Below are 11,064 nucleotides of genomic sequence, written 5' to 3' on the forward strand. Positions count from 1 at the left end.
CCGAGTATGCCGCCAGCGGTGACGATCTCGTCGCCCTTGGCCAGCGCTTCCATCATGGCTTTCTGTTCCTTCTGCCGTTTCATCTGCGGACGGATCATCAGGAAGTACAACACGACGAACATCAGGATGATCGGCAGGAAGCTGGTCAGGCTGCTTTCAACGCTGCCAGCGGCAGCCTGTGCGTAGGCATTGGATATGAACACTGTTTGCTCCGGGTGTTGTTATGGGGAATAGGCGGGCATTTTAGCACCGCAACCGGACAAGGCACGGTCCAATGCCAAGTGCGCGCGAATTGGCAGGGAACGGGCCGTCAGGCGGGGCCAATACCGCGCTGGCGGTCGCCGGCAAAGCGCAGGCGAAAGTTGTCAAACTGTCCCTCTTCGATTGCGGTGCGCATTTCCTGCATCAGGTTCAGGTAGTAATGCAGGTTGTGGATGGTATTGAGCGTGGAACCGAGTATTTCGCCGGCGCGGTGCAGGTGATGCAGGTAGGCGCGCGAGAAATGGCGGCAGGTGTGGCAGCCACACGTCGCATCGAGCGGCGCCTGGTCGTCCTTGTAGCGGGCATTCTTGATCTTGACGTCGCCAAAGCGGGTGAACAGCCAACCATTGCGGGCGTTGCGCGTGGGCATCACGCAGTCGAACATGTCGATGCCGTTGGCCACGCCCTCGACCAGGTCTTCCGGCGTGCCCACCCCCATCAGATAATGCGGCTTGGCGGCCGGCAGGCGCGGGCCGACATGCGCCAGCACCCGCATCATGTCCTCTTTCGGCTCGCCCACCGACAGGCCGCCGATGGCGATGCCGTCAAAATTGATATCTTCCAGCCCGGCCAGCGACTCGTCGCGCAAAGACTCGAACATGCCGCCCTGCACGATTCCGAACAACGCATTCGGGTTTTCGCCGCGCTGGAACTCGTCCTGCGAGCGCCGCGCCCAGCGCAGGGACATGCGCATCGAGTCGGCGGCTTCCTCCATGGTGGCTGGCCGGCCGTCGATTTCATACGGCGTGCATTCGTCGAATTGCATGACGATGTCGGCATTGAGCGACTTCTGGATCTGCATCGACACTTCCGGCGACAGGAACAGGCGGTCGCCATTGAGCGGCGAAGCGAATTGCACACCTTCTTCGGTGATCTTGCGCATCGCGCCCAGCGAATACACCTGGAAGCCGCCGGAATCGGTCAGGATCGGCTTGTCCCAGCCCATGAAGCGATGCAGGCCGCCGAACTTGTCGAGCACATCCGTGCCCGGCCGCAGCCACAAGTGGAAGGTATTGCCCAGGATGATCTGGGCGCCGACCTCGTCGAGCTGAACCGGCGTCATCGCCTTGACCGACCCATAGGTGCCCACCGGCATGAAGATCGGTGTTTCGATCACGCCATGGTTGAGGGTCAGGCGGCCGCGGCGCGCGTGACCGTCGGTTTTCAGCAAAGTGAATTCAAGCATGGTCTAGGTATTTGCGCCGGGGTTGTCGCCTTTGCTGGCGCAGGTGAGCAGCATGGCGTCGCCATAACTGAAAAAGCGGTAGCGCCGGGCAATCGCATGGCGGTAGGCGGCGCGTATCGTGTCGTATCCGGCAAATGCCGACACCAGCATCATCAGGGTCGATTTGGGCAAATGGAAATTCGTCACCAGTCGGTCGACGGTTTGGAACCGATAGCCGGGTGTGATGAACAACCGGGTATCGGCGCTGCCGGCGGACAAGGGCCCGTGCTGGGTGGCAGACTCTAGCGCGCGCAAGCTGGTGGTGCCAACGGCAATCACATCGCGCCCCGCTGCCCGGGCAGCGGCCACGGCATCGACCGTCTGTTGCGGTATCGTGTACCACTCGCTGTGCATCCGATGTTCCGACAAATCCTCGCAGCGCACCGGCTGGAAGGTGCCGGCGCCCACATGCAAGGTCACGAAGGCGATCGCCACGCCCCTGTCACGCAGGCCTTGCAGCAAATCGGGATCGAAATGCAGGCCGGCGGTGGGCGCCGCCACCGCGCCGGGCTCGCGCGCATACACGGTCTGGTAGCGTTGTTCATCGACCTCGTCGGCCGCATGGTCGATGTAGGGCGGCAAGGGCAGCCGGCCATGCGCTTCGATCAGGTCGAACACATCGTCCGGGAACTGCAGGCAATAGAACTCGCCTGCCCGCTCGCCAACCACGACGTCGAAGGCGTCGGACAGGCGAATGGTCGAGCCTGGCTGCGGCGACTTGGACGCCCGCACCTGGGCCAGCACGTTGTGCGGATCCAGCACGCGCTCGACCAGCACCTCGACCTTGCCGCCACTGGACTTGACGCCAGGGAAACGCGCCTTGAGCACCCGCGTGTCATTGAACACCATCACGTCGCCGGGCTGCACCAGCTCTACCAGATCGGTGAATGCGCGATCTTCCAATGCTGGCGCGGCAGCGGTACCGGCAGCGCGAACGTGCAACAGCCGCGAGCCGCTGCGCTGCGCCAATGGCAACTGCGCAATCAGCTCCGGCGGGAGTTCGAAATCAAAATCTGCGAGTACGTGCATACGTCCGTGCGTGGAGGGGGTGATTAACGGGCATTTCTGCCCATGCGGCCATGCAAAAACCCGTTATTCTACGCGGGTTGAATTCAATCGCCTTCCCCCCTTGCCCACCATGCCTGCCGTCAAACCCAAAGCGCCGCGCCCGAAAGCACCGGCTGCCAATACGCTCGCCGACAAGCTGGCGCGGCTGGGTTTGCGCACCGACATGGAACTGGTGCTGCACCTGCCCATGCGCTACGAGGATGAAACCCGGGTCGTGCCGATACGCGAAGCGAATTTCACGGGCGGTGCGCCAGTGCAGGTAGAAGGCGTGGTGCGCACTTGTGAAGTGTCGTTCCGGCCGCGGCGGCAACTGGTCGTGACGATGGACGACGACAGCGGCACGCTGGTGATGCGCTTCCTGAACTTTTACGGCAGCCAGACCAAACAATTGGCCGCCGGCACCCGGGTACGCGCGCGCGGCGAAGTGCGGCACGGATTTTTCGGCGACGAAATGGTCCATCCAGCCTACAAGGTGGTGCTGGAAAGCACGCCCCTGCCAACGGCGCTGACCCCGGTCTATCCGGCCGGTGAAGGGCTGTCGCAGGTAGCGCTGCGGCGGGCAATCGAACAAGCCATGCAACGCATCGACTGGCACGACACCCTGCCCGCCGCTTTGCTCGAAAAACTGGCGCTATGGCCATTCAGGCCGGCTGTCGAATTGCTGCACAACCCGCCACCGGATGTCGATGAAAACGCACTGATGGAGCGCAGCCATCCGGCCTGGACGCGGATGAAATTCGACGAGCTCCTGGCACAGCAACTGTCGCTGAAGCGCTCGCAAGATGCGCGCCGCACCAAGGGTTCGCGCCCCCTGCTCAATGTCGGCAAACTGTCCGGCGCCTTCCTCGCCGGCTTGCCCTTTGAACTGACCGGCGCGCAGCAGCGCGTACTGGAACAGATCCGGCACGATCTGCGCCAGCCGTGGCCGATGCAGCGCCTGCTGCAGGGCGACGTCGGCAGCGGCAAGACCGTGGTCGCTGCACTGGCGGCGGCGCAAGCCATCGACAGCGGCATGCAGGCAATACTGATGGCCCCGACCGAGATTTTGGCCGACCAGCATTTCCGCAAGATCGCCGCCTGGATGGCGCCGCTTGGCGTGCAGGTGGCGTGGCTGACCGGCAGCCTGCGCAAGAAAGAAAAAGAGCAGGCGCGCGAACAGATCGTCAGCGGCCAGGCGCAACTGATTGTCGGCACCCACGCACTGATCCAGGATGCGGTGCAGTTTTCCCATGTGGGCCTGGTGATCGTGGACGAACAACACCGCTTCGGCGTCGCCCAGCGCCTGGCCTTGCGCAACAAGGGGCTGGAAGCAGAAAACCAGCCGCATCAACTGATGATGTCGGCCACGCCGATACCGCGCACGCTGGCAATGACCTACTACGCCGACCTGGAAGTCTCGGTGATCGACGAACTGCCGCCCGGCCGCTCGCCGGTGCTGACCCGCATCGTCGACCAGAACCGCCGCGACGAAGTGATCGAACGCGTTCGCGCCGCTGCGCTCGAAGGCCGCCAGGTGTATTGGGTATGCCCGCTGATTGAAGAATCCGAAGCGCTGCAACTGCAGACCGCAACCGACAGCCATGCCATGCTGAGCAGCGCCTTGCCCGACTTGCAAGTGGGCCTGGTGCATGGCCGCTTGAAGCCGGCCGACAAGCAATCCGTGATGGATCGCTTCACCGGCGGCGAACTGCAGGTGCTGGTGGCGACCACCGTGATCGAAGTCGGCGTGGATGTGCCCAACGCGTCGCTGATGGTGATTGAACATGCGGAACGCTTTGGCTTGTCGCAATTGCACCAGCTGCGCGGCCGGGTCGGGCGCGGCTCTGCCTCCAGCGTCTGCCTGCTGTTGTACCAGGCGCCGCTGGGGCCGATTGCCCGCCAGCGTCTTGCCATCATGCGCGAGACCACCGATGGCTTTGAAATTGCCCGGCGCGACCTGCAATTGCGCGGCCCCGGCGAATTCCTGGGCGCGCGCCAGTCCGGCCAGGCGATGCTGCGTTTCGCCGACCTGGAAACCGACCAGTGGCTGGTGGAAGCCGCAAGGGATGCAGCAGGACGCCTGCTGGCGGAAGACGCGCCGACGGTTGCACGCCACCTGGCGCGCTGGTTGGGCGAGCGCGAAGATTACTTGAAGGCCTGAACCCGACGGCGGCGCCATGCGCCACACCCTGCGGTAATATGTCGGCCATGACGCTCACCGAACTCAAATACATCGTCGCCGTCGCGCGGCAAAAGCATTTCGGCCATGCTGCCGAAGCCTGTTTTGTAGCCCAGCCGACGCTGTCGGTCGCCATAAAGAAGCTGGAAGATGAATTGGGCGTCGTGATTTTCGAACGCGGCGGCAGTGAAGTGACGGTGACGCCGCTGGGCGCACAGATCGTGGCGCAGGCAGAGCGCGTGCTGGAGCAGACCGCCGCCATCAAGGAAATCGCCAAGCAGAACAAGGACCCGCTGGCCGGCCCCTTCCGTCTCGGCGTGATCTACACCATTGCGCCCTACCTGCTGCCGCAACTGGTGCGCGAGATGATCGATAACGTGCCGCAGATGCCGCTGATCCTGCAAGAGAATTTCACCACGCGCCTGATCGAACAGTTGCGCCAGGGTGAGCTCGACGCAGCCATCATGGCGCTGCCGTTTGCCACGCAAGGCCTGTTGATCCAGCCGCTGTACGACGAACCTTTCGTGGTCGCCGTACCGCGCCAGCACAAATGGGCCAGCCGCAAATCGATCCCGCCGGACGACATCAAGGGCGAGACCATGCTGTTGCTTGGCAATGGCCATTGCTTCCGCGACCAGGTGCTGGAAGTGTGTCCGGAGATGTCGCGCTTTTCGACCACCGGCGACGGCATTGCGCGAACCTTCGAAGGCTCATCGCTGGAAACCATCCGCCACATGGTGGCCTCGGGCATCGGCATCACGGTGCTGCCGCAGGCATCGGTGCCCGACATGGATGCGCCGGACGGCATGCTGCGCTACCTCCCGTTCCAGCAGCCCGAGCCATCGCGCCGGGTGGTGCTGGCATGGCGCAAGAGTTTTACGCGCCGGGCGGCAATCGATGCGGTTCGGGACGCCGTCCAGCGTTGCAAGCTGAACGGCGTGACCATGCTGCATGAAGCCGGGGAAAGCGAGGGCTGAGGCGGCCCGGAAATCAAACCCCGATATACTGGCGGTCGTCCCCATTGCCCCCCCCTCACCTGCCGTGTCCTACTCATCAGCGCTTCGCACCAAGCTACCCGCGTACTGGAAACTGGTTCGGCTCGACAAGCCGATCGGCATCCTGCTGCTGCTATGGCCCACCTTGTGGGCGCTGTGGCTGGCGTCGGACGGGCTGCCTGACTGGCGGCTGCTGCTGATTTTTACGCTGGGTACCGCGCTGATGCGCTCGGCTGGATGCGCCTTGAACGACTATGCCGACCGCGACTTCGACCGTCATGTAAAACGCACCGCCGAGCGTCCGCTGACCAGCGGCAAGATCCGTGGTTGGGAAGCGCTGGTGATTGCGGCCGTGCTGTCGGCGCTGGCCTTCCTGCTGATACTGCCGCTGAACCTGCTGACCAAACAGTTGTCACTGGCGGCGCTGGCGATTGCCGGCAGCTATCCTTACTTCAAGCGGTTCTTCGCGATTCCGCAGGCTTATCTCGGGATTGCATTTGGCTTTGGTATTCCAATGGCGTATGCCGCCGTCCAGGGACAGGTGCCGCCTGCAGCCTGGCTGCTGTTGCTGGCCAATGTTGCCTGGGCAATTGCTTACGATACCGAGTACGCGATGGTGGACCGGGATGATGACCTGCGCATCGGCATCAAGACCTCGGCCATCACTTTCGGCCGGATGGATGTCACCGCCGTCATGGTCAGCTACGCCATTGCGCTGGGGATGATCCTGGCAATTGGCTGGCAACTGGGATTGCGATGGTGGTTTGCCGCCGGCATGGCGGTCGCGGCAGGTTTCGCGGTGCAGCACTACACGCTGATACGCGAGCGTGATCGCATGGGGTGCTTCGCGGCGTTTCGCGGCAATAACTACCTGGGGGCGGCCGTGTTCGCCGGCATTGCGCTCGATTACGCGTTCGCGTGATTCACCGGTAAGCGCATCAATCCCGGCCGAATTCTTCGCCCATTTCCCGACCGCGTGCTGAGGCGGCTTGCAGCGCCTTCACGATCGCCTCTTTCACGCCGGATTGCTCCATGCTGGTCAGCGCCGCATGCGTGGTGCCGCCTTTGGAGGTGACGCGCTCGCGCAGCACGGAAACCGGGTCGCTCGACTTGTCGGCCAGCTCGGCGGCGCCGATGAAGGTGGCAATCGCAAGCTGCTTGCCCTGCTCTGCACTGAGCCCCAAGGCTTGCGCTGCTTCCTGCATGGCCTCGATGAAATAAAACACATAGGCCGGGCCGCTGCCGGAAATGGCGGTGACCGGATCGAGCAGACTTTCATCCTCCAGCCACACGGTCTGCCCCACAGCCTGCATGATTGCGTTGGCCGACTCGCGCTGCGCCTGGCTCACGCCGGCGAGCGCAGCCATGCCCGTGATGCCGCGCCCGATCAGCGCCGGCGTATTGGGCATGGTGCGCACGATGGCCGCATGACCGTCCAGCCAGCGCGACAAATCGACGGCGCGAATGCCGGCGGCAATCGACAACAGCAATTGTGTTTTCAGGTGCGCTCGCAAGGCGGTGACAACTTCGCGCATTTGCTGCGGCTTGACCGCCAGCACGATCACATCCGCCGATGCAACCGCATCGTCAATCGATGTCGAGGTAGTCACGCCGAATTGCTCGCGCAATTTCAGCAGTGCGGCCTCGTTGATGTCGACCGCATGCAGGTTTGCCGCTGCGGTCAGTTTGCCGGCCAGTCCACCGATCAGCGCGGTGGCCATGTTGCCGCCGCCGATGAAGGCGATGCGCAAGTCGTTTCGCATGATTTTTCTGTTCCTGTTCTTTTGCTGGTTGACTGGTTTGCGGGCCGGCTCAGTGCCTGGCGCCAAAAATCGCGGTGCCCACCCGCACGATGGTGGCGCCCTCGGCCACCGCTGCCGCCATGTCGGCCGACATGCCCATCGACAGCGTATCGATCGCCACGCCTGCGCCCTGCAGCGTCGCCGCCAGCTCGCGCAGGCGCCGGAATGGCAGGCGTTGTTGTTTGAAGTCGGCAGCCGGTTCGGGAATCGCCATCAGTCCGCGCAGGCGCAGCCTTGGCAAGCCAGCGATTGCGTGTGCCAGCGCCAGCACCTCGCCGGGCGCGACGCCGCTCTTGCTGGCCTCGCCGCTGATATTCACTTGCAGGCAGATATTCAAGGGTGGCAGCGCGGCCGGACGCTGGTCGGACAGCCGCTGCGCGATTTTTTCGCGATCGACCGAATGCACCCAGTCGAAATGTTCGGCGATCTGGCGCGTCTTGTTGCTCTGTATCGGCCCGATAAAATGCCATTCGAGCAAGAGATCCGGGCGCAACTGGCGCACGGCGACAATCTTGTCGAGCGCTTCCTGCAGATAGTTTTCGCCGAAGGCGCGCTGGCCGGCATCCGCGGCGGCGATCACGGCGTCCGGGCCGAAGGTCTTGGAAACCGCCAGCAACAGGATACCGTCAACGTCACGCGACGCCTTTTGTGCTGCACTGGCAATCTGTTCCTGCACGGCTTGCAGGTTGCGAGAAATTGGAGACATAATCAAAGGACTTCAGGCAACATTCATGCCGCCCCGACACGTCGGATCAATTCGACATCACCCGGTCGGGCTTTCTTCCAGGGATCAGGGATTATAAATGGACATTTCGGAACTACTCGCCTTTTCGGTCAAGAACAAGGCATCGGACCTGCACCTGTCGGCGGGCATGCCGCCAATGATCCGGGTCCACGGCGATGTCCGGCGCATCAACCTGCCCGCGATGGACCACAAGGAAGTGCACGCCATGGTGTACGACATCATGAATGACGGCCAGCGCAAGTTCTATGAAGAGAACCTGGAGTGTGATTTTTCATTCTCGATTCCCGGCCTGGCACGGTTCCGGGTCAATGCCTACAACCAGGACCGCGGCGCCGCCGCCGTGTTGCGGACCATTCCGTCCAAGGTGCTGTCGCTGGAACAGTTGAATGCGCCGAAGTCATTTGGCGACCTGGCATTGAAGCCGCGCGGCCTGGTGCTGGTGACCGGCCCGACCGGATCGGGCAAATCGACCACGCTGGCCGCCATGGTCAATCACATCAATGAAACCGAGTATGCGCATATCCTGACGGTGGAAGACCCGATCGAGTTCGTACACGAGTCCAAGAAGAGCCTGATCAACCAGCGCGAAGTCGGTCCGCACACCCATTCGTTCACCAATGCGCTGCGCTCTGCCCTGCGCGAAGATCCGGACGTGATCCTGGTCGGCGAACTGCGCGATCTGGAGACGATACGCCTGGCGCTGTCCGCCGCCGAAACCGGCCACCTGGTATTCGGCACGCTGCACACGTCTTCTGCGGCCAAGACGATTGACCGTATCGTCGATGTCTTTCCCGGCGACGAAAAAGAGATGGTGCGGGCGATGCTGTCGGAGTCCTTGCAGGCCGTCATTTCCCAATCCTTGTTGAAGACCAAGGATGGCTCGGGCCGGGTCGCTGCGCATGAAATCATGATTGGCACGCCGGCAATCCGCAACCTGATCCGCGAGGCCAAAGTGGCGCAGATGTACTCTGCAATCCAGACCGGCTCCAATCTCGGCATGCAGACGCTGGACGGCAACCTGGCCGATCTGGTCAAGCGCAATATCATTTCCCCGGCCGCAGCACGCTCGGCAGCCAAGACGCCGGAAAACTTCCCCGGCTGAGCACGGCTGCAGCCAGCGATCAAGACCGACATCAAGACCAGCGACACACAACAGCAGCCCGCCGCAGCGGCAAGGAATCCAAATGGAACGCGAACAAGCGACGAAATTCATGCACGACCTGCTGCGGCTGATGCTCAGCAAGGGCGGGTCCGACATGTTCATCACGGCTGAATTCCCGCCGGCATTCAAGATCGACGGCAAGATGACGCCGGTGTCGAACCAGGCGCTGACCAGCCAGCACACGCTGGAACTGGCGCGGGCGATCATGAGTGACAAGCAGGCCGCCGAATTCGAGGCGACCAAGGAATGCAATTTCGCCATCAGCCCGGCCAGCCTGGGTCGGTTCCGGGTCTCGGCCTTCATCCAGCAGGGTCGGGTGGGCATGGTGCTGCGGACCATCACGACCACTATCCCGACGCTGGATGCGCTGGGCGTGCCGGACGTGCTGAAAGAGATCGTGATGACCAAGCGCGGCCTGGTGATCATGGTGGGCGCGACCGGGTCGGGCAAATCAACCACGCTGGCCGGCATGATCGGCCACCGCAACGAAAACAGCTACGGCCACATCATTACGGTGGAAGATCCGGTCGAATATGTGCATCCGCACCGCAATTGCGTAATCACGCAACGCGAGATCGGCGTCGATACCGCCGACTGGAGCACGGCCCTGAAGAACACGCTGCGGCAGGCGCCGGACGTGATCCTGATCGGCGAAATTCGCGACCGTGAATCGATGGATTATGCGATTGCGTTTGCCGAAACCGGCCACCTTTGCATGGCGACCATGCATGCCAACAATGCCAACCAGGCACTCGATCGGATCATCAACTTTTTCCCGGAAGAGCGCCGCCAGCAATTGCTGATGGATCTGTCGCTGAACCTCAAGGGCATCATTTCGCAACGGCTGATTCCATTGAAGGCCACCAAGGGACGCGCAGCGGCGGTTGAGATCATGCTGAATTCACCATTGATCTCGGACCTGATCTTCAAGGGCCATGTGCATGAGATCAAGGAGATCATGAAGAAGTCGCGCGAACTCGGCATGCAGACCTTCGACCAGGCACTGTTTGATCTGTATGAAGCAGGAAAAATCACCTACGAGGATGGCTTGCGCAATGCCGACTCGGTGAATGATCTGCGGCTGGCGATCAAGTTGCATGGCAAGGAATCGCAGGATCGCGACCTCGCTGCCGGCACCGAACACCTCGGCATCGTGTGAGCGACACCAATGGAGTGATTCCCCCGCTTGAACTGCACAGCTTGCAGGGCAAGCCCGTGCAGTTGAGCGATTACCGCGGCCAGGTGCTGTTGATCGTGAACACCGCCAGCGCCTGTGGCTTTACGCCGCAGTACCAGGGCCTGGAAGAGCTGTACCAGCGCTATCGCGAGCGTGGCTTCGCGGTGCTGGCCTTCCCCTGCAATCAATTCGGCCAGCAGGAGCCGGGCAGCGCCGCCGACATCGCGATGTTTTGCAGTAGCCGCTTCCAGGTCAGCTTTCCAATATTCGACAAGGTCGAGGTGAATGGGCCGAACACCGATCCGCTGTTCGCGTTCCTGAAGAAAGCGGCACCGGGGCTGCTGGGCACGAGCGCCATCAAGTGGAATTTCACGAAATTCCTGGTCGACCGCGAAGGCAAGGTGGTCGCTCGCTATGCCTCGGCGCACACGCCCCAAGATATGGCGGGCGACATAGAAAATCTGCTGTGAT

11 protein-coding genes are annotated in these 11,064 nt (G+C 62.4%); 6 read left to right on the plus strand and 5 right to left on the minus strand.

The genetic code is table 11. The features are described from left to right. The 3 genes from yajC to queA all read right to left on the minus strand — a co-directional run. Window positions 1-203: preprotein translocase subunit YajC (gene yajC, locus Q7T64_RS00085; protein WP_304789140.1), on the minus strand; the 203-nt coding region annotated here is incomplete at its 3' end. A 107-nt stretch (window positions 204-310) separates the two neighbouring features. Then, a complete protein-coding gene (gene tgt / locus Q7T64_RS00090; RefSeq protein ID WP_304789142.1) occupies window positions 311-1,447 on the minus strand; it encodes a tRNA guanosine(34) transglycosylase Tgt in 1,137 nt (378 codons plus the stop codon). 3 nt (window positions 1,448-1,450) lie between these two features. Then, complete coding sequence (gene queA / locus Q7T64_RS00095; protein ID WP_304789145.1) at window positions 1,451-2,515, minus strand: tRNA preQ1(34) S-adenosylmethionine ribosyltransferase-isomerase QueA; 1,065 nt, start codon at window positions 2,513-2,515, stop codon at window positions 1,451-1,453. Between the two features lie 109 nt (window positions 2,516-2,624). On the opposite strand from queA, the gene recG reads away from it, so the two are divergent. The 3 genes from recG to ubiA all read left to right on the plus strand — a co-directional run bounded on the left by recG (window position 2,625) and on the right by ubiA (window position 6,629). Further along, window positions 2,625-4,694: an ATP-dependent DNA helicase RecG gene (gene recG, locus Q7T64_RS00100; protein WP_304789147.1), complete on the plus strand. Its 2,070-nt coding sequence runs from the start codon at window positions 2,625-2,627 to the stop codon at window positions 4,692-4,694. Between the two features lie 47 nt (window positions 4,695-4,741). Further along, window positions 4,742-5,689, plus strand: a complete 948-nt coding sequence (locus Q7T64_RS00105; protein WP_304789151.1) for a LysR substrate-binding domain-containing protein — start codon at window positions 4,742-4,744, stop codon at window positions 5,687-5,689. A 64-nt stretch (window positions 5,690-5,753) separates the two neighbouring features. Next, on the plus strand, window positions 5,754-6,629 hold the full coding sequence (ubiA, locus tag Q7T64_RS00110) for a 4-hydroxybenzoate octaprenyltransferase (protein ID WP_304789154.1): 876 nt from the start codon (window positions 5,754-5,756) through the stop codon (window positions 6,627-6,629). 16 nt (window positions 6,630-6,645) lie between these two features. On the opposite strand, the gene proC is transcribed toward ubiA, so the two are convergent. Both proC and Q7T64_RS00120 read right to left on the minus strand, forming a co-directional pair. Continuing rightward, complete coding sequence (gene proC / locus Q7T64_RS00115) at window positions 6,646-7,470, minus strand: pyrroline-5-carboxylate reductase (protein WP_304789158.1); 825 nt, start codon at window positions 7,468-7,470, stop codon at window positions 6,646-6,648. A gap of 49 nt (window positions 7,471-7,519) precedes the next feature. Further along, window positions 7,520-8,215, minus strand: coding sequence for a YggS family pyridoxal phosphate-dependent enzyme (locus Q7T64_RS00120; RefSeq protein ID WP_304789162.1), 696 nt, complete (start codon window positions 8,213-8,215; stop codon window positions 7,520-7,522). 97 nt (window positions 8,216-8,312) lie between these two features. Here Q7T64_RS00120 and Q7T64_RS00125 point away from each other — a divergent pair, with 97 nt between their 5' ends. From Q7T64_RS00125 to Q7T64_RS00135, 3 genes are all read left to right on the plus strand, one after another. Further along, on the plus strand, window positions 8,313-9,356 hold the full coding sequence (locus tag Q7T64_RS00125) for a type IV pilus twitching motility protein PilT (protein ID WP_304789165.1): 1,044 nt from the start codon (window positions 8,313-8,315) through the stop codon (window positions 9,354-9,356). 82 nt (window positions 9,357-9,438) lie between these two features. Next, entirely contained in the window at window positions 9,439-10,575 is a 1,137-nt protein-coding gene (locus Q7T64_RS00130) for a PilT/PilU family type 4a pilus ATPase (protein ID WP_304789168.1), read from the plus strand. Next, entirely contained in the window at window positions 10,572-11,063 is a 492-nt protein-coding gene (locus Q7T64_RS00135) for a glutathione peroxidase (protein WP_370653231.1), read from the plus strand. Before Q7T64_RS00130 ends, Q7T64_RS00135 begins: the two co-directional genes overlap by 4 nt. Window position 11,064: the final 1 nt, after the last annotated feature.

This window comes from Lacisediminimonas sp. (genome assembly GCF_030645335.1).
Taxonomy (GTDB): Bacteria; Pseudomonadota; Gammaproteobacteria; order Burkholderiales; family Burkholderiaceae_D; genus Lacisediminimonas.